Annotated in this window: 13 protein-coding genes; 5 read left to right on the top strand and 8 right to left on the bottom strand. The window is 72.7% G+C overall.

Annotation, left to right across the window (positions count from 1 at the left end):
- Positions 1 to 9: 9 nt before the first annotated feature.
- Positions 10 to 813 carry a peptidoglycan recognition protein gene (locus ACIP2X_RS24700; RefSeq protein WP_401676519.1) on the top strand — a complete coding sequence of 268 codons (804 nt, stop codon included), beginning with the start codon at positions 10 to 12 and terminating at the stop codon, positions 811 to 813.
- Between the two features lie 41 nt (positions 814 to 854).
- A complete protein-coding gene (locus tag ACIP2X_RS24695) occupies positions 855 to 1,019 on the top strand; it encodes a hypothetical protein (RefSeq protein ID WP_401676518.1) in 165 nt (54 codons plus the stop codon).
- Positions 1,020 to 1,047: 28 nt separating this feature from the next.
- Here the strand turns inward: ACIP2X_RS24695 and ACIP2X_RS24690 are convergent, their stop codons facing one another.
- From ACIP2X_RS24690 to ACIP2X_RS24655, 8 genes are all read right to left on the bottom strand, one after another.
- Positions 1,048 to 1,566 carry a DUF4240 domain-containing protein gene (locus ACIP2X_RS24690; RefSeq protein ID WP_401676573.1) on the bottom strand — a complete coding sequence of 173 codons (519 nt, stop codon included), beginning with the start codon at positions 1,564 to 1,566 and terminating at the stop codon, positions 1,048 to 1,050.
- Between the two features lie 76 nt (positions 1,567 to 1,642).
- On the bottom strand, positions 1,643 to 2,617 hold the full coding sequence (locus ACIP2X_RS24685) for a helix-turn-helix transcriptional regulator (RefSeq protein ID WP_401676517.1): 975 nt from the start codon (positions 2,615 to 2,617) through the stop codon (positions 1,643 to 1,645).
- A gap of 59 nt (positions 2,618 to 2,676) precedes the next feature.
- Positions 2,677 to 5,379: a pyruvate dehydrogenase (acetyl-transferring), homodimeric type gene (gene aceE / locus ACIP2X_RS24680; protein ID WP_401676516.1), complete on the bottom strand. Its 2,703-nt coding sequence runs from the start codon at positions 5,377 to 5,379 to the stop codon at positions 2,677 to 2,679.
- Positions 5,380 to 5,658: 279 nt separating this feature from the next.
- A complete protein-coding gene (locus tag ACIP2X_RS24675; protein ID WP_401676515.1) occupies positions 5,659 to 6,720 on the bottom strand; it encodes an ABC transporter permease in 1,062 nt (353 codons plus the stop codon).
- A gap of 30 nt (positions 6,721 to 6,750) precedes the next feature.
- The gene (locus ACIP2X_RS24670) at positions 6,751 to 7,374 is read right to left on the bottom strand and encodes a GntR family transcriptional regulator (RefSeq protein WP_401676514.1); all 624 of its coding nucleotides are present in this window, start codon (positions 7,372 to 7,374) and stop codon (positions 6,751 to 6,753) included.
- 188 nt (positions 7,375 to 7,562) lie between these two features.
- Complete coding sequence (gene sucB / locus ACIP2X_RS24665; protein WP_401676513.1) at positions 7,563 to 9,365, bottom strand: 2-oxoglutarate dehydrogenase, E2 component, dihydrolipoamide succinyltransferase; 1,803 nt, start codon at positions 9,363 to 9,365, stop codon at positions 7,563 to 7,565.
- A 63-nt stretch (positions 9,366 to 9,428) separates the two neighbouring features.
- Positions 9,429 to 10,817 carry a dihydrolipoyl dehydrogenase gene (gene lpdA, locus ACIP2X_RS24660; RefSeq protein WP_399887504.1) on the bottom strand — a complete coding sequence of 463 codons (1,389 nt, stop codon included), beginning with the start codon at positions 10,815 to 10,817 and terminating at the stop codon, positions 9,429 to 9,431.
- Between the two features lie 311 nt (positions 10,818 to 11,128).
- Positions 11,129 to 12,664 (bottom strand): leucyl aminopeptidase, encoded by a 1,536-nt coding sequence (locus tag ACIP2X_RS24655; protein WP_401676512.1) that lies wholly within the window; start codon positions 12,662 to 12,664, stop codon positions 11,129 to 11,131.
- A 352-nt stretch (positions 12,665 to 13,016) separates the two neighbouring features.
- Between ACIP2X_RS24655 and ACIP2X_RS24650 the strand changes: the two genes are divergently transcribed.
- The 3 genes from ACIP2X_RS24650 (at position 13,017) to ACIP2X_RS24640 (ending at position 18,223) form a co-directional block, all read left to right on the top strand.
- Complete coding sequence (locus tag ACIP2X_RS24650; protein ID WP_401676511.1) at positions 13,017 to 15,050, top strand: hypothetical protein; 2,034 nt, start codon at positions 13,017 to 13,019, stop codon at positions 15,048 to 15,050.
- Between the two features lie 114 nt (positions 15,051 to 15,164).
- Entirely contained in the window at positions 15,165 to 16,712 is a 1,548-nt protein-coding gene (gene pelF / locus ACIP2X_RS24645) for a GT4 family glycosyltransferase PelF (protein WP_401676510.1), read from the top strand.
- On the top strand, positions 16,709 to 18,223 hold the full coding sequence (locus ACIP2X_RS24640) for a hypothetical protein (protein ID WP_401676509.1): 1,515 nt from the start codon (positions 16,709 to 16,711) through the stop codon (positions 18,221 to 18,223). The genes pelF and ACIP2X_RS24640 overlap by 4 nt, the downstream gene beginning before the upstream one ends.
- Positions 18,224 to 18,242: the final 19 nt, after the last annotated feature.

Genomic DNA, 18,242 nt, shown 5'->3' with positions numbered 1-18,242 from the left:
AAACGTGGCATGAGAAGAAGACGGGGAGCATGGCCGCGCGCCGTGCACATACCCGGCAACGCCGTGGCGCTCGTGGGCTGTCTGCCCGGATTCGCCGCGGTGACCGCCCTGGCGCTGTGCGCCCACGGCGTGGACCGGTCGGTGACGGCCGCCCGGAACACCCACGCGCTCGCCGCCCGCGTGGCCGCCCCGCACACCGCCCCCAAGCCCGCCGTCGTCCCCCGGACGGTCTGGGCCGGCCCGGACGCCGCTGCCGGCAAGCAGCCGCCGCCGCGCTACGACGACAGCGTCGTCGCCGTGTTCGTGCACCACACGGACACCCCCAACGCGTACCGCTGCGAGGACGTCCCGCGGATCATCCGCGATCTCTACGCCGGCCAGACCGGCGCCCGCGACTTCGACGACATCGGCTACAACTTCCTCGTCGACCGCTGCGGAACCATCTACGAGGGCCGCGCGGGCGGCGTCGACCGCCCGGTCACCGGCGCCCACACCGTCGGCTTCAACCACCGCAGCACCGGCGTCGCCGCCATCGGCACCTTCACCGCGGGCGCCGAGGTGCCCCGCGTGATGACCGACGCGATCGCCGCGCTCTCCGCGTGGAAGCTGGGCACGTCGGACACCGACCCGCGCGCGAAGGTGCGCCTCGTCTCCAGCAACAGCCTCAGCCGCTTCGCCGCCGGCACCTCCGCCACGCTGCCGACCCTGGCCGGTCACGGCGACGGCTACATGACCCGCTGCCCCGGCGCCGCGCTGACCGCGCGGCTGCCCGAGATCAGGGCCCTGGCGGCCCGGTTGCAGGGGCGCTCGTGAGGTCGCCGGGGAGCCCGCCGCGACGGCCGGCGACGGGCCTCATGAACGACGACACCGGCACCTGGGGCGAGGCCCTGCGCGGGCCCTGGAGCGTGCTCTGCGCGGTCGCGACCGTCGTCCTCGGCCCGCGCGCGGCCATCGTGTCCGCCCTCGACCAGGCCAACGCGGCACCCCTGCGCCACACCGCGGACCAGCCGCACGCGTAGCCCCCGCCGGCCCCGGGGGCCCGCGGCCTCACTCCTTGAAGCGGTCCCACAGCCGCGGATACCGCTCCGCGAGCGCCCGCTCGTTCTCGAAGTCCACCGGCGTGCCCTCCGGCTCCGCCGGGGCGGGCGCGATGCCGAGGTCGGGGGCGACGGTCCCGGTGAGCTGCTCGTAGGCCTCGTCGGCCGCGTAGCCCAGCTCCTCGCCGTCGCCGTCGATCTCCTCGTCGAACTCGTCCAGCAGCTCGGCGAGCGCGTCGGGGACGTGCACGGCGCCCTCGTAGACCTCGCGGCCCTGGCCGATCAGCCAGCAGCGGAAGAAGTCGAAGGCGTCGTCGCTGGCCCCGTCCAGCAGCACCCAGGCGGCGCCCCACAGCTCCCAGGTGTACGCGCGGTTGTAGCGGGCCTCGAAGTGACGGGCGAAGTCGAGGACCTCCTCGGGGTCCAGCTGGAGGAGCCGCTCCACCAGGAGGTCCGCCTGTTCCTCCGGGTCGCCCTCGGCGGCCTCGCGGGTGGCGTCGACCAGCTCCCAGAACTCCGTCTCGTCCATCACGCGTCAAGCATCGTGCCTTCCCGGGTGGGGCGCACGCGGAGTGCGGTGGATTGTTATCGGCGGTAAGGCCGCGTCAGGTGCCGTAGAGCCGGGCCAGTCGGGACGCGTCGGCGGTGAAACGGGCCCGCAGGCTCCTCGGCGCCAGCACCTCGACCTCCGCCCCGAGCGCCGTGAGCTGGGTGTGGGCGACCTCCTCGGACTCCACCGGGAGCGTCAGCGTCACCCATCCGGCGGCGTCCGGCGCGCCGGCGTCCTCCAGCGCCTCGCGGGCGGAGAGCGGGTCGACGGCGTGCGGCAGGGCACGCGTCCCGGCGGGGGAGAGCCGCACCTGGACCTCGGCGCGCAGGAGGGACCGCGCGAACTGCTCGGCCCGCTCCTCCCAGAAGGCGGGCAGATCGAACCCCTCGTCCCGCGCGAACCGCTCCTCGCCGGTGCCGACGGCCGTGAACCGGTCGATGCGGTAGACCCGCCACTTTCCTTCCGGGACCGCCCGCGCGCACAGGTACCAGACGCCCGCCTTGAGCACGAGCCCGTACGGTTCCAGCTCCCGCTCGACCTCGCCGTCGCCCCGGCGGTAGCGCGCGGTGACCGGCCGGTCGTCCCAGACCGCGTCCGCGACGACGGGCAGCAGCTCGGGTGTGCGGGGCTCCTTGAACCAGTTCGGCGCGTCCAGATGGAAGCGCTGCGCGGCCGTACGGGACGCGTCGCGCAGCGACGGCAGCAGGGCGGCGGAGACCTTCAGCCGCGCCGCCGAGGCGGCGTCCTCCAGCCCCATCTCCCGCAGCGCCCCCGGCACCCCGGACAGGAACAGGGCCTCGGCCTCGCCGCGGTGCAGGCCCGTCAGCCGGGTGCGGTAGCCGCCGATCAGCCGGTACCCGCCGGCCCGTCCCCGGTCGGCGTAGACCGGGACCCCCGCCTCGGACAGCGCCTGCGCGTTGCGGGTGACGGTCCGCTCGGAGACCTCCAGCTCGCGGGCGAGCTCGGCCGCGGTCATGGAGGGGCGGGACTGGAGCAGGAGCACCATCTTGATCAGGCGGGCAGCGCGCATGGCCCCATCATGCAAGAGGCCCCCGCCGCGGCGGGGGCCTCCCCAATACCGGCCGGCGTCTACAGGCCGTACTTCTCGCGGGCCTCCTTCACGGCCGTCGCCTTGACCTCGCCGCGGCGGGCGAGCTGGGCGAGGGCCGCGACCACGATGGACTCCGCGTCGACGCCGAAGTGGCGGCGGGCGGCCTCGCGGGTGTCCGACAGGCCGAAGCCGTCGGCGCCCAGCGAGGACCAGTCCTGCTCGACCCACTGCGCGATCTGGTCGGGCAGCTGGCGCATGTAGTCGGAGACCGCGAGGACCGGGCCCTCGGCGCCCTGGAGCGCCTGCCGTACGTACGGCACCCGCTCCTCGCCGCGCAGCAGCGCCGCGTCGGCGTCCAGCGCGTCCCGGCGCAGCTCGCTCCAGGAGGTCGCGGACCACACGTCGGCGGCCACGCCCCACTCCTCGGCGAGCAGCGTCTGCGCCTTCAGCGCCCAGTGGATCGCCGTACCGGAGCCGAGCAGCTGGATGCGCGGGGCGTTCGCCGGCACGGTCACGCCCGCCGACTCCGCCGTGTTGAAGCGGTACAGGCCCTTGACGATGCCCTCGTCGATGCCGAGACCCTGCGGCTTCGCGGGCTGCGGCAGCGGCTCGTTGTAGACCGTCAGGTAGTAGAAGACGTCCTGGTCCTCGCCCGGCTTGGCCTCGCCGTACATCCGGCGCAGACCCTCACGGACGATGACGGCGATCTCGTAGGCGAACGCCGGGTCGTAGGAGAGGGCGGCCGGGTTGGTGGCCGCGATCACCGGGGAGTGGCCGTCGGCGTGCTGGAGGCCCTCGCCCGTCAGCGTCGTACGGCCGGCCGTCGCGCCGACGAGGAAGCCGCGGCCGAGCTGGTCGCCGAGCTGCCACATCTGGTCGGCCGTGCGCTGCCAGCCGAACATCGAGTAGAAGATGTAGAACGGGATCATCGTCTCGCCGTGCGTCGCGTACGACGTCGAGGCGGCGATGAAGTCGGCCATCGAACCGGCCTCGGTGATCCCCTCGTTGAGGATCTGGCCGTTCTTGGCTTCCTTGTAGTACATCAGCTGGTCGCGGTCGACCGGCTCGTACGTCTGGCCCTTGGGCGAGTAGATGCCGAGCGAGGGGAACAGCGACTCCATGCCGAAGGTGCGCGCCTCGTCCGGGACGATCGGCACCCAGCGCCTGCCGGTCTCCTTGTCGCGGACCAGGTCCTTGACGAGGCGGACGAACGCCATGGTCGTCGCCACGTTCTGCGAGCCGGAGCCCTTGTCGAAGGAGGCGAAGGCCTTCTCGGCGGGCGCGGGCAGCGGGGCGACCGGGTGCACCCGGCGGGCCGGGGCGAGACCGCCGAGGGCGGCGCGGCGCTCCTGGAGGTAGCGGACCTCGGGGGAGTCGGCGCCCGGGTGGGCGTAGGGCACCTGGCCGTCGACGAACGCGCTGTCCGCGATCGGCAGGCCGAGCAGGTCGCGCATCGTCTTGAACTCGTCCACCGAGAGCTTCTTCATCTGGTGGTTGGCGTTCTTCGACGCGAAGCCGGTGCCGAGGGTGTGGCCCTTGACCGTCTGGGCCAGGATCACGGTCGGCGCGCCCTTGTGCTCGACGGCGGCCTTGTACGCGGCGTAGACCTTGCGCGGCTCGTGGCCACCGCGCGAGAAGTGGAAGCAGTCCAGGATCTTGTCGTCGCTGAGCAGCTTCGCCATCTCGGCGAGCGCCGGGTCGGCGCCGAAGAAGTCCTGGCGGATGTAGGCGGCGTCGCGGGTCTGGTACGTCTGGACCTGCGCGTCGGGTACCTGGCGCAGGCGGCGTACGAGCGCGCCCGTGGTGTCGAGCTGGAACAGCTCGTCCCAGGCCGAGCCCCACAGCGACTTCACGACGTTCCAGCCGGCGCCGCGGAACTGGGCCTCCAGCTCCTGCACGATCTTGAAGTTGGCGCGGACCGGGCCGTCGAGGCGCTGCAGGTTGCAGTTGATGACGAAGGTGAGGTTGTCCAGCTCCTCACGCGCGGCCAGCGCGAGCGCCGCCGTCGACTCCGGCTCGTCCATCTCGCCGTCGCCGAGGAAGGCCCAGACGTGGGAGGCGGAGACGTCCTTGATGCCGCGGTTGGTCAGGTAGCGGTTGAACCGCGCCTGATAGATCGCGGAGAGCGGGCCGAGGCCCATCGACACCGTCGGGAACTCCCACAGCCAGGGCAGGCGGCGGGGGTGCGGGTAGGACGGCAGGCCGTTGCCGCCGGCCTCGCGGCGGAAGTTGTCGAGGTGGTGCTCGCTCAGCCGGCCGTCGAGGAAGGCGCGGGCGTAGATGCCGGGGGAGGCGTGGCCCTGGATGTAGAGCTGGTCGCCCGACCCGTCGGCCTCCTTGCCCTTGAAGAAGTGGTTGAAGCCCGTCTCGTAGAGCCAGGCCGCGGAGGCGAAGGTGGCGATGTGGCCGCCGACGCCGTACTTGGAGCCGCGGGTCACCATGGCGGCCGCGTTCCAGCGGTTCCAGGCGGTGATCTTCCGCTCCATCTCCTCGTCACCGGGCACGGACGGCTCGGCGGCGGTGGGGATGGTGTTGACGTAGTCCGTCTCGAGGAGCTTGGGCAGCGCGATGCCGTTGCCCTCGGCGCGTTCCAGCGTGCGGCGCATCAGGTACGCGGCACGGTGCGGCCCGGCCGCCGTGGCGACGGCGTCCAGGGAGGCCCGCCATTCGGCGGTCTCCTCCGGGTCGCGGTCCGGGAGCTGGTCGAGCTCGCTCGGCTGGGTGGCGTGGGGGTCGGTCATGTCGCCGCCTTCCTCAGTCGAAGGGGGTTCCCTCATCGGTAAGGGTTCGGGGGTGCCCTTGGTCTTTGGCAGGACAGGGCGTGAGGCTTCGGTGGAAGCCCGTCCGGAACTGTAACTCCCTGATCGATGATCGATCAAAGGGTTGACCCGCAAAACCTCTTGATCACAAGAAAGTCGGCACGCGGTGCCTCCGAGGTGGGCACGCGGTGCCGGGATTTCCCCTGGTTTCTGCAGGTGGGAGCGCGTCTGAGTGGCATCGCGCTCGGTTGTCGCGTCCCTTCAAGGCCCGGCGTGCGCCGGGTTCCTCACCCGCCCGCCGGGGTGCCGGTGCGACCAGTTCAGGAACACCGCGAGCGAGACCAGCAGCCACCCGGCCAGCACCAGGAAGGGAAAGGCGTGCTGGTGGCCGGGGAAGTACACCGCCGTGTGCTGGGCGTTGACCGACCCGCCCGGCGGCAGCCAGCGGCCGATCTGGCCGAGCGGGGACGGCAGCAGCGCCCAGGACACCGCCCCGCCCGAGGACGGATTGCCCAGCAGCACCATCAGGCCCCAGGTCGGCAGCATGGCCCAGCGCCCCATGATCGTGTTGAACATGGTGAAGACCATCCCGCTGGTGAGCATGGTCAGCGCCAGGATCATCCAGGACTCCACGAAGGGCAGGTCCAGCGTTCCCAGCCCCCAGTCCACCACGGCCGCGATCCCGAACCCACCGATCAGCGCGTAGGTCGCGGTGAAGGCGATCCGCTCCAGCGGATTCAGCTCCCGCGCGTGCACGCTCAGCTGGATGGACCCGACGAACCCGATGATCACGGCCGCCAGCGAGATGTAGAAGATCGCCAGCCCGCGCGGATCGCCCTTCTGCAGGGGGTTGACGTCCCGCAGTGTGACCGCGACCCCGGTCTGCCGTCCCACGGCCACCGCCGCCTGCGACAGCACCTCGGCCACCGACGCCCCGGACGCCCCGGAGACGTCGAACCTGACGGCCCGTCCGTCCTCGCGCACGTCGAGGATCGCGAAGACCTCCTGCTCCTCCACCGCCGTGCGGGCCTCGGCCACGGTGCCGTAGACGCGCAGCTTCATGGACGCGTCCAGCGCCCGTTCCATGCCCTCGATGAACGCCCGCCCCCGCTCCACCTGGTACTGCCCGACCACCGCCGCCGGGATGGAGTGCGGCGTCGGGTTCGCCATGGAGTACGTGTACGAGCCGGCGAAGAGGCAGGCCGCCGCGGAGATGATCAGCACCAGGACCGTCGCGGGCAGGAAGGGCGAGCGGCGGAAGCGGTCCCACCGCTCCTCGCGCGTAGGCGGTTTGCCGTGAACACCGTGCGCCGCATCGGACATACGACAACATTACGGTGCGTAGTGAAGGCGTCACGCCCGCGGCGCGCACCCCAGGACATGGGACTTCACGATCTCCGCGATCCGCGGATCCCGGCGTCGGAAGGCGGCGACCAGTTCCTCGTGCTCCTCGGCGTACGACTGCTGAACCGTCCCCAGCCAGCGGATCGACAGCGCCGTGAACACCTCGATGCCGAGGCCCTCCCAGGTGTGCAGCAGCACCGAGTTGCCCGCGGCGCGCACCAGCTCGCGGTGGAAGCCGACCGTGTGGCGCACCTGGGCGGTCCCGTCCGCGTTGCGGTCGGCCTCGTACAGGGCGGTGACGTGCGGGTCCAGCGCGGAGGTGTCCTGCGCGAGCAGCTCCGCCGCGAGCTCCGCGGCGATGGCCTCCAGACCGGCCCGGACCGGGTAGCTCTCCTCCAGGTCGGCCGCGGTCAGGTTCCGCACCCGCACGCCCTTGTTGGGCGCGGACTCGATCAGGCGCAGCGACTCCAGCTCGCGCAGCGCCTCACGGACCGGTGTCTGACTGACCTCCAGCTCGGTGGCGATACGGCGCTCCACGATCCGCTCGCCCGGCTGCCAGCGCCCGCTGATGATCCCCTCCAGGATGTGCTCGCGGATCTGTTCGCGCAGCGAGTGGACGACGGGCGCGGTCATGGGAGCTCCTTAAGGCGCGTTTGACGTTTAGACAATAAGGCCGTCCACGCGTGGAGGAGGGGCGCACGGGGGCGCTTTGGTGCAGGTGAGACGAGGCGCACACGCCTGTTCTTCCGTCCGCCCGGGAAACGGCGATGCCCTCGTCCGGAGGGTTCCGGGCGAGGGCATCACCGTGTTGACGAGGGGTTCTACAGGCCGAGCTCGACCTCGAACTCGCCCGCCTCCAGGATGGCCTTGACCGCCGTCAGGTAACGGGCCGCGTCGGCGCCGTCGACCAAGCGGTGGTCGTAGGAGAGGGTCAGGTACGTCATGTCGCGGACGCCGATGACCGTGCCCTCCTCCGTCTCGATGACGGCCGGGCGCTTGACCGTGGCGCCGATGCCGAGGATCGCGACCTGACCCGGCGGCACGATGATCGTGTCGAACAGCGCGCCACGCGAACCGGTGTTGGAGATGGTGAAGGTCGCGCCCGCGAGCTCGTCCGGCGTGATCTTGTTCCCGCGGACCTTGCCCGCCAGGTCCGCCGTGGCCTTGGCGATGCCGGCGATGTTGAGGTCACCGGCGTTCTTGATGACCGGGGTCATCAGGCCCTTCTCGGAGTCCACCGCGATACCGATGTTCTCGGTGTCGAAGTAGGTGATGGTCCCCTCGGCCTCGTTGATCCTGGCGTTGACCGGCGCGTGGGCCTTGAGCGCCTGGGCCGCCGCCTTGACGAAGAACGGCATCGGGGAGAGCTTGACGCCCTCGCGTGCCGCGAACGCGTCCTTGGCGCGGGCGCGCAGCTTCATCAGGCGGGTGACGTCGACCTCGACGACCGACGACAGCTGGGCCTGCTCGTGCAGCGCCTTGACCATGTTGTCGCCGATGACCTTGCGGATGCGGGGCATCTTCACGGTCTGGCCACGCAGCGGGGAGGCCTCCAGGACGGGGGCCTTCTTCGCGGGGGCGGCGGTCGCGGCGGCCGGAGCCGGGGCGGCCGCGGCGGCCTTGGCGGCGGCCAGGACGTCCTGCTTGCGGATGCGGCCGCCGACGCCGGTGCCCTTGACGGTGGCCAGGTCGACGCCGTTCTCGGCGGCGAGCTTGCGCACCAGCGGGGTCACATAGGCGCCCTCGTCGGTCGCCTGCGCCGCGGCGGGAGCCGGAGCCTGGGCGGCCGGCGCGGGAGCCGGGGCTGCGGGCCGGGCCGGAGCCGCGGGCTGGGCGGGAGCCGCCGGCTGGGCCGGGGCGGCGGGAGCCGCGGGGGCCGGAGCCTGGGCGGCGGGGGCAGGGGCGGCCGGAGCCGGAGCGGCGGCAGGGGCGGCCGGGGCCTCGGCGGCGGGCGCCGGAGCCGGAGCGGCCGGAGCGGGGGCAGCGGCCGGAGCCGCACCCGGGGCGCCGATGACGGCCAGCTTGGCGCCGACCTCGGCCGTCTCGTCCTCGCCGACGGTGATCTCCAGCAGCACGCCCGAGGTGGGCGCCGGGATCTCGGTGTCGACCTTGTCGGTGGAGACCTCGAGCAGCGGCTCGTCGGCCTCGACGCTGTCGCCGACCGACTTCAGCCAGCGGGTGACGGTGCCCTCGGTGACCGACTCGCCGAGCGCGGGCAGGACCACGTCCGTGCCCTCGGCGGTGCCGCCACCGGTGGTCGCCTCGGCGGTGGGCGCCGGGGCGGGGGCCGCCTGCTCGGCGGACGGCTGGGCCTGCGGCTCGGGCTCCGGAGCCGGAGCGGGGGCCTCCTCGGCGGCCGGGGCCGGAGCGGCGGCCGGCGCGCCGGTGCCGTCGTCGATGACGGCCAGCTCGGCGCCGACCTCGACGGTCTCGTCCTCGGCGACCTTGATGGAGGCGAGGACACCGGCGGCCGGCGCCGGGATCTCGGTGTCGACCTTGTCGGTGGAGACCTCGAGCAAGGGCTCGTCGGCCTCTACGCGCTCACCCTCGGCCTTCAGCCAGCGGGTGACGGTGCCCTCGGTGACGCTCTCGCCGAGCGCCGGAAGGGTTACGGAAACCGCCATGGTTTCGGTTGCTCCTTACGAATTGCGGAAGTCTGTGTCGTCGCGCCCAGGTGACCGAGGGGGTCAGTCGTGGGAGTGCAGGGGCTTGCCGGCCAGCGCCAGGTGCGCCTCGCCGAGCGCCTCGTTCTGCGTCGGGTGGGCGTGGATGAGCTGGGCGACCTCGGCCGGCAGCGCCTCCCAGTTGTAGACCAGCTGGGCCTCGCCGACCTGCTCGCCCATGCGGTCGCCGACCATGTGCACGCCGACCACCGCACCGTCCTTGACCTGGACGAGCTTGATCTCGCCCGCGGTCTTGAGGATCTTGCTCTTGCCGTTGCCCGCCAGGTTGTACTTCAGGGCGACGACCTTGTCCGCGCCGTAGATCTCCTTGGCCTTGGCCTCGGTGATGCCCACGGAGGCGACCTCGGGGTGGCAGTACGTCACCCGGGGCACCCCGTCGTAGTCGATCGGGACGACCTTCAGACCGGCCAGTCGCTCCGCCACCAGGATGCCCTCGGCGAAGCCGACGTGCGCGAGCTGGAGCGTCGGGACCAGGTCGCCGACCGCGGAGATCGTCGGGACGTTGGTCCGCATGTACTCGTCGACGAGGACGTAACCGCGGTCCATGGCGACCCCGGCCTCCTCGTAGCCCAGGCCCTGCGAGACCGGGCCGCGGCCGACGGCGACCAGCAGGAGCTCGGCCTCGAACTCCTTGCCGTCGGCGAGGGTGACCTTGACACCGTCGGCCGTGTACTCGGCCTTCTGGAAGAAGGTGCCCAGGTTGAACTTGATGCCGCGCTTGCGGAAGGCGCGCTCAAGAAGCTTGGAGCTGTTCTCGTCCTCGACCGGGACGAGGTGCTTGAGGCCCTCGATGACGGTGACGTCGGTGCCGAAGGACTTCCAGGCGGAGGCGAACTCGACGCCGATGACACCGCCGCCGAGCACGATCGCCGACTTCGGGACGCGGTCCAGGACGAGGGCGTGGTCCGAGGAGATGATCCGGTTGCCGTCGATCTCCAGGCCCGGCAGCGACTTCGGCACGGAGCCGGTCGCCAGCAGGACGTGGCGGCCCTGGATGCGCTGACCGTTCACGTCCACCGAGGTCGGGGAGGACAGCCGCCCCGCACCCTCGATGTAGGTCACCTTCCGGGACGCGACGAGGCCCTGCAGGCCCTTGTACAGGCCCGAGATCACCTCGTCCTTGTACTTGTGGACCCCGGCGACGTCGATGCCCTCGAACGTGGCCTTGACGCCGAACTGCTCGCTCTCGCGGGCCTGATCGGCGATCTCGCCCGCGTGCAGCAGGGCCTTGGTGGGGATGCAACCCCGGTGCAGGCAGGTGCCGCCGACCTTGTCCTTCTCGATCAGGGCGACGTCCAGGCCCAGCTGAGCCCCGCGCAGGGCCGCGGCGTAACCACCGCTGCCACCGCCGAGGATCACTAGGTCGAAAACGGTGCTGGCGTCGTTCGCCACGTCACGTCCTCCATGCATGTGCGCCGTACGCCGGTCGACGATGACCGGCCGGCGGCTGGTGTCCGGCCGCTGTACTTCGGCCCTTCGGTGGGGCCCTGTCCTGCCGAGCCCCATCTTCGCACTTGTCGGCACCGGACGAGACGCGGGGCCGGGGTGTGATACGTCGCACGCTCGGCTGTCACACACGCGAGGCGTCCTCGGTCGTCGGCCGCGAGGGGCCTTGCCCGAAGGGGCGCGGGGAACTGCGCGACCAGCACACAGCCCACCCGCGCCCACGACGCGAGAGTCGGTCACGACTCAGGGGGCGGACGTCACCCCAGGTCGCCGGAGGCCGTCAGCTCGGCCAGCCGCACCAGCGTGCGCACGCCCGACCCGGTGCCACCCTTCGGCGTGTACCCGAAGGGCCCCTGCTCGTTGAAGGCGGGCCCGGCGATGTCGAGGTGCGCCCAGGTGATCCCCTCGCCGACGAACTCCCGCAGGAAGAGACCGGCGACCAGCCCGCCGCCCATCCGCTCGCCCATGTTGGCGATGTCGGCGGTGGGCGAGTCCATCCCCTTGCGCAGGTGCTCGGGCAGCGGCATCGGCCACGCGGCCTCGCCGACCTCCTCGGCGGCCTCGTGCACCGCGGAGCGGAAGGCGTCGTCGTTGGCCATCACGCCGAACGTCCGGTTGCCCAGCGCCAGCACCATCGCCCCGGTCAGCGTCGCCACGTCCACGAGCGCGTCCGGCTTCTCCTGCGACGCCGCCCACAGGGCGTCCGCCAGCACCAGCCGGCCCTCGGCGTCGGTGTTCAGGACCTCGACGGTCTTGCCGCTGTACATCCGCAGCACGTCGCCCGGGCGGGTGGCGGAGCCGGACGGCATGTTCTCGGCCAGCGCCAGCCAGCCGGTGACGTTGACGTCCAGACCCAGGCGCGCGGCCGTGACGACGGCCGCGAAGACCGCCGCCGCCCCGCTCATGTCGCACTTCATCGTCTCGTTGTGCCCGGCCGGCTTCAGCGAGATGCCGCCCGAGTCGTAGGTGATGCCCTTGCCCACGAACGCGAGGTGCTTCTTCGCCTTCGAGGACGTGTACGACAGCTTGACCAGCCGCGGCGCGGAGGCCGAGCCGGCCCCGACGCCGAGGATGCCGCCGTAGCCGCCCTTGGTCAGGGCCTTCTCGTCGAGCACCTGCACCTTGATGCCGTGCTCCTTGGCCGCGGCCTGCGCGACCGCGGCGAACGCCTCGGGGTTGAGGTCGTTGGGCGGGGTGTTGACGAGGTCGCGGGCGCGGTTGAGCTCCTCGGCCACGGCCGTGGCGCGCTCCACCGCCGCCTTGTGCGCCTTGTCGCGCGGCTTGGCGCCGAGCACGATCACCTCGGCGAGCGGGGCCTTGCCGTTCTTCTTGTCCTTGGCGGCGGACGCCTGGCCGTTGTCCTTGTAGGCGTCGAAGGAGTAGGCGCCGAGCAGCGCGCCCTCGCCGACCGCGCCGACCGCGGCGGAGTCCTCGACGGGCAGGACGAAGGCGGCCTTCTTGGCGCCGGCCAGCGCGCGGGCGGCGGCACCGGCGGCCCGGCGCAGCGTCTCCGCGCCGTACTCCGCGTCCTTCTCCGGCAGGGCGCCGAGGCCCACCGCCACCACGAGCGGCGTCTTGAATCCGGCCGGGGCGGGCAGCTTCGTCACCTCGCCCTCGGCGCCGGAGGCACCGAGGGTCTCCAGGACGCCGGCGAGAGTGCCGTCGTACGCCTTGTCAACGGCCTCGGCGCCCGGTGCGACGACGGGGCCCTTGTCGCCCTTGGCGACACCGATCACGATCGCGTCGGCCCGCAGGCCGGGCGCCGCGGCGGTGCTGAGAGTGAGAGCAGTCACGGTGGTGAAATCTCGCTTCCGATGTGAAGTTCCTGTGGCCGAGGGGTGGGCCGACCGGGCCCGACAGCCGACCCTGGATCGCTCGTGCAGTGGACTCTGTATCTGGTCCGGTAACGACCGGGCACGAGCCTACGCCCGGTGTCTGTTCGAGCATTCCTACGGGCGTTCACCTGTCAGTGGCGTCGTCGCCATTTACCGATCCTCGCACTCCATGACCTGAGTCACACTCGTCGGGTTCAGGTGAGCCGGACGCTCACCGTTTTGCATGATTTCCACCGATCCGCCGTGCGCCCGCCACATGTGCACACCGGCCTTCCGAGGCGCGCGGGGATCCTCTGGGGGGAGGACCACCATGGCGCGACGCGCGCGCATACGGAGATCCACGGCAGCCGTCCTGGCGGCCGCGGGACTGCTGACACTGGGGATCGGCGCACCCGGCGCCGCCGCGGCACCCACGCCGCGGATCGACCTGCGGGTGCTGGTCGTGGACAACGGGGAGAGCCCCGTCCAGGCCATCACCGCGCAACTGAGGAGCACGGGCGTCCCGTACACCACGGTGAGGCTCACCGACCCGAACCGCCCGACGATCACCGCGGCGTTCCTGAGCGACACCGTGAACGGCACGCCCCGGGCCAGGTTCCAGGGGGTCGTCCTGCCCAACGAGGCCCCGTTCGGGACGGATTCCGCCGAGCAGACCGCGCTGGAGACCTACGAGCGGACCTACGGCATCCCGCAGGTGGACGCCTACACCTGGGCACATCCGGGGGTCGGTCTCGACTACACCAGCGAGGGCGGCTACGCCGGCACCCTCGACGGCCGGCAGGCCGCCGTCACCGACGCGGGCCGGGCAGGGCCGTTCGGCTATCTGGAGGGCGCCCTCGCCTTCGAGGACAACTCGCCCACCGTGCAGGAGAGTTACGGCTTCGTGGCCCGCCCGCGCAGCGGCTACACCAGCTATGTGGACGTCCCGGTGCCGGCCGGGACCGGCCGCGGCAGCCTGGTCGGGGAGTACGCCCACGACGGCCGCCGCGAACTCGTCGTCACGTTCGCCTACAACCAGCACCAGCGGCAGTTCCGGGCGCTGGCCCGCGGCATCGTCGAGTGGCTGACCCAGGGCGTGCACCTCGGCCGCGACCGCAACTACTTCGCCGTGCACGTCGACGACGTCTTCGCCCCCGACGCCCGCTGGGACACCGAGCGGGACTGCACGCCCGGCGACCTCGACTGCGCGGACGGCACCGGTGAGGGCACCCAGCCGATCCGGATGACCGCCGCCGACGCGCAGTACGCCGCGCAGTGGCAGCGCGAGCGCGGCTTCACGCTCGACATGGTCTACAACGCCGGCTCCGGCGAGGAGTGGAAGGCGGAGAACGGCGGCACCGACCCGCTCGCCGCCCGGCTGATCGCCGACCGCAACCAGTACCGCTGGATCAACCACACCTACACACATCCCTACCTGGGCTGCATCCAGGACACCACCACCGTGCCGTGGACCTGCGCGAAGAACGCCGACGGCACGACGCGGTGGATGAGCCGCTCCGAGATCACCGCGCAGATCCGCGACAACCACAACTGGGGGGTGCGCAACGGCCTGCCCGTCGACCGCGCCGAACTCGTCACCGGCGAGCACTCGGGCCTCAGGACGCTGCCGCAGCAGCCCGAGGACAACCCCCACCTCGCCCGTGCCCTCGCCGACAGCGGCGTCCAGTGGGTCGCCTCCGACAACTCCCGCGAGCCCGAGCAGCGGGCGGTGGGCGGCGCGCTGACCGTGCCCCGGCACCCGATGAACGTGTACTACAACGTCGGGACGGCCGCGGAGATGGCCGACGAGTACAACTTCATCTACACCTCCAAGGCCGACGGCGGCAGCGGCATCTGCGAGAACAACCCGACGTCCACCTGCCTGGACGACCCGCTGGACCCGGCGACGGGCTACGCGTCGTACATCGTCCCGCAGGAGACCCGGATCGCCCTCGGGCACGCCCTGAACAACGACCCGCGCCCGCACTACGTGCACCAGTCCAACCTCGCCGAGGAACGGCTGCTGTACCCGGTGCTGGACGGGGTGCTCGGCGAGTACCGGGCGCTGTTCGCCGACAACACCCCGGTGGAGAACCTCAGCCAGAAGGCCGTCGGGACCGAGCTCCAGCGCCGCGCCGAGTGGCAGCAGGCCGTCGCGGACAACCGCGTCACGGCGTACCGGATCGGCAACACCGTCACCGTCAGCGCGCCGAACGGCGTGGAGATCCCGGTGACCGCCCCGCAGGGCACCCGGCAGCAACTCCTCCTGGGCACCAGCGCCTTCGGCACCCCCTACGCCGGCCGGACCTCGGCCTGGGCGGCCCCCGGCCTGCTGCAGTCGGCGCTCACCCTGAAGCTGCAGTAGGGCGACGCCCCAAGGGGCGCGGGGACTGCGCGCCCGGCCACGACGAGACCCGCGGTCGGGGTCCGGGCCGCGGTCCCCGCACAGAATCCGCACACAGGGGGGAGCGGCGCAGCGATGCGCACCGGCCGTCACGTCACCATGCTCACCGAAGGCACCTATCCGCATGTCCACGGCGGGGTCAGCACCTGGTGCGACCAGCTCGTCAGAGGCATGCCGGAGGTCGACTTCCACATCGTCTCGCTCACCGGCAGCGGCCGCGAACCCGTGACCTGGGAACTGCCGCCCAACGTCTACCGCCACACCACCGTTCCGACCTGGGGCCCGCGCCCGGGCCGCGGGCGGGCACCGTCCGGCCGTGCGCGCCGCCGGCTTCTCGACTCCTACGAGCGCTTCCTGCTGTCCTTCCTCGACCCGGAGTCGTCCTGCGACTTCGGCGAGGCGCTCGACGAACTGGCCCGCGTGGCCCGCGACGGACGGCTGTCGGCGGCCCTGCGCACCGAGTCCGCGCTGCGGTCGCTGATGTGGATCTGGACGATGCCGCACCTGGCGACGGCGGCGGCCCGGCCGACCGTCCACGACGCCCTGACCGCGACCGACCTGCTGGAGCACGCGCTGCGTCCGCTCGGGGTGCGGATCGGGCAGGACAGCGTCGCCCACGCGGTGAGCAGCGGTCTCGCCACGCTGCCCGCCCTCGCCGCGCACGCCTTGGACGGAGTGCCGTTCCTGCTCACCGAGCACGGCATCTACCTGCGCGAGCGCTACCTCGGACACCGCCGTGACGCCCAGCGCTGGCCGGTGAAGGCGTTCATGCTCGCCTTCTACCGCGCCCTCAACTCGCACGGCTACCGCACGGCCGACCTGATCACCCCGTGCAACCAGTACAACCGCCGCTGGGAGGAGCGCGGCGGTGCCGACGCCGACCGGATCCGCACCGTCTACAACGGCGTCGACCCGGCCGCCTTCCCGCACGCCGGACCGGAACCCGACGTCCCGACCCTCACCTGGTGCGGCCGCGTCGACCCGATCAAGGACCTGGAGACCCTGCTGCGCGCCTACGCCATGGTGCGCGCCGAACTCCCCGAGACCCGGCTGCGTCTCTTCGGCCCCGTCCCGCCCGGCGGCGAGGCCTACCGCACCCGCCTGGAGAAGCTGGCCGCCGAACTGGGCGTCACCGACGGCCTCACCTTCGAGGGCCGCATCAGCGAGGTCTGGCGCGCCTACGCCGCCGGGCACGTCGTGATGCTCTCGTCCATCTCCGAGGGCTTCCCGTTCTCGATCATCGAGGCCATGTCCTGCGGGCGTACCACGGTCTCGACCGACGTCGGGGGAGTGCGCGAGGCGGTCGGCGACACCGGACTCGTCGTGCCGCCACGTGAGCCGGAGAAGATGGCCGCGGCGGCGCTGACGCTGCTGCGGGACGACGAACGGCGCCTCAAACTGGCCGAGTCGGCGCGCGGGCGGGTCATCGAGCGGTTCACGCTCCGCCGCTGCGTGGAGAACTTCGGCACGATCTACCAGGAACTCGCCGGGCGGGCCACGGTCTACGAGCCGACGGTGGAGACGGTGGCCGACTGGACCGCGGAACTGCACGACCCCTGGTACACGGCCGCCGCGACCTCGGGGTCCCCCCGCCCGGAGCCCGCGGGAGGGACCGGCCGATGAGCGGAGACCTCCGGACGCCCCCCGGGGCCCACGCCGAGAACGTGTCCGTGATCCCGCGTCAGCGGGCCGTCCCCGGCTGGGCGGAACGGGACCCCGTCGACGAACTCGCCGCGCGCCTCGACGACTTCGTGGCCGGCGCCGTCCATCCCGACGAGATAGCCGCGCTGCTGGAGTCCGACGGACTGACCGACCCCCAGATACGGGAGCGGTACGGCGTCAAGAACTCCTTCGCCCTGGCGGAGGCGCTCTACGCACGCGTCGAGCGCCGCCATCCCGAACCCGACGGCCCGGCCCACGACCCCTGGCAGGCCGGTCTCCTCGGCTGCCTGCTGCGCGGCGTGGTCTTCGCCCTCCCCGGCCTCGCCTTCGTCCTGGGCGCCCCGTTCCTCGCGGGCCCGCGCGACGGGCTCGGCCTCCCGTCCGGCACGGTCCCGCTGCTCGTCGGTGCCCTGACCGGCTGGGCATGGAACCAGGGGCTCGCCCACCGCGCGTACTCCTGGCTGGGCCTCGGCGACCGCACCGCGGCCCGCCGCTGTCTCCTCGTGGGCGGCCCGCTCGGCGCCGTGCTCGGCGCCCTCGCCGCCCTCGCCGCCGCGGGCGGCGCCGGCCCGTCCGCCGTGGCCTTCGCCGCGGGCCAGTCCTGCTACCTGGGCGCGTCCACCGCCCTGCTGGTCCTCGGCCGTGAACGGGCCCTGCTGGCCGCGCTGCTGCCGATGGCGGCGGGCGCGCTCGTCAGCCTGTTCACGGACGTGCCCGAGGCGATCCGCCTCGCCCTGCTGCTCGTCCCCCTGGCGGCGGTCACGGCCGTCGCCTGCCGGGAAGTGGCGCCCGCCGTGCGCGCACCGGACGAGGGCAGCCGGATCGCGGGGCTCACGGCACTGCTGCCCTTCGGGGCGCGGGGCCCGGCGCCCCGCCGCACGAGCGGGCCCCGCCTCTCGGCGTCCCTGCCGTACGCCCTCTTCGGCGCGGCCGGCGGCGTCCTGGTGCTCCACGCCGCCCTTGGCGACGTCCTCGCCGGGCTGGCACCCAGCGCGTCGGCGGCGCCGGCCGCCGTGGCGCTCACGCTCAGCATGGGTCCCGCCGAATGGCTGCTGCACCGCTTCCGCAGCGGCAGCCTGGCCGGACTGCGCTCCACCGGCACGCCCCGCGCCTTCCGGCGGGCCACCGCCCGCACCGTCGTCCGGTGCCTCGCCTGCTACCTCGCCGTCCTGCTCGCCCTCGTGCCGGCCACCACGGCGCTGTGGCCGCACAGCCCGTTCCCCGGCGGCGCCGCGTCGGCCGCGCTGCTGCTGCTCGGGGTGGTGCTGTGGACGGGCCTGCTGCTCCAGTCGTTCGGCGCGGTCCTCGGCGCCGCGCTGATCTGCGCCGCGGCCGCGCTCGCGCAGACACTGCTCCTCGCCACCCGCACCGGTGCCCCGCACCTGACCGCGGTGGCGGTGTACGGGTGCGCCGCCGCGGCCCAGGCGGCCCTGGTCTGCGTCCTGCTGGGAAGGGCCACCGCCCATCGATGAGCACCCGGCCGCCCGCCCC

Origin of the sequence: Streptomyces sp. NPDC089424, assembly GCF_044749345.1 — a bacterium.
Lineage (GTDB): Bacteria > Actinomycetota > Actinomycetes > Streptomycetales > Streptomycetaceae > Streptomyces.
This window is presented reverse-complemented; position numbering and strand designations above follow the sequence as displayed.

Coding starts and splice junctions, on each gene's coding strand:
- ACIP2X_RS24700 (WP_401676519.1), top strand. CDS start 10: ATGAGAAGAAGACGGGGAGCATGGCCGCGCGCCGTGCACATACCCGGC.
- ACIP2X_RS24695 (WP_401676518.1), top strand. CDS start 855: ATGAACGACGACACCGGCACCTGGGGCGAGGCCCTGCGCGGGCCCTGG.
- ACIP2X_RS24690 (WP_401676573.1), bottom strand. CDS start 1,566: ATGGACGAGACGGAGTTCTGGGAGCTGGTCGACGCCACCCGCGAGGCC.
- ACIP2X_RS24685 (WP_401676517.1), bottom strand. CDS start 2,617: ATGCGCGCTGCCCGCCTGATCAAGATGGTGCTCCTGCTCCAGTCCCGC.
- aceE (WP_401676516.1), bottom strand. CDS start 5,379: ATGACCGACCCCCACGCCACCCAGCCGAGCGAGCTCGACCAGCTCCCG.
- ACIP2X_RS24675 (WP_401676515.1), bottom strand. CDS start 6,720: ATGTCCGATGCGGCGCACGGTGTTCACGGCAAACCGCCTACGCGCGAG.
- ACIP2X_RS24670 (WP_401676514.1), bottom strand. CDS start 7,374: ATGACCGCGCCCGTCGTCCACTCGCTGCGCGAACAGATCCGCGAGCAC.
- sucB (WP_401676513.1), bottom strand. CDS start 9,365: ATGGCGGTTTCCGTAACCCTTCCGGCGCTCGGCGAGAGCGTCACCGAG.
- ACIP2X_RS24650 (WP_401676511.1), top strand. CDS start 13,017: ATGGCGCGACGCGCGCGCATACGGAGATCCACGGCAGCCGTCCTGGCG.
- pelF (WP_401676510.1), top strand. CDS start 15,165: ATGCGCACCGGCCGTCACGTCACCATGCTCACCGAAGGCACCTATCCG.
- ACIP2X_RS24640 (WP_401676509.1), top strand. CDS start 16,709: ATGAGCGGAGACCTCCGGACGCCCCCCGGGGCCCACGCCGAGAACGTG.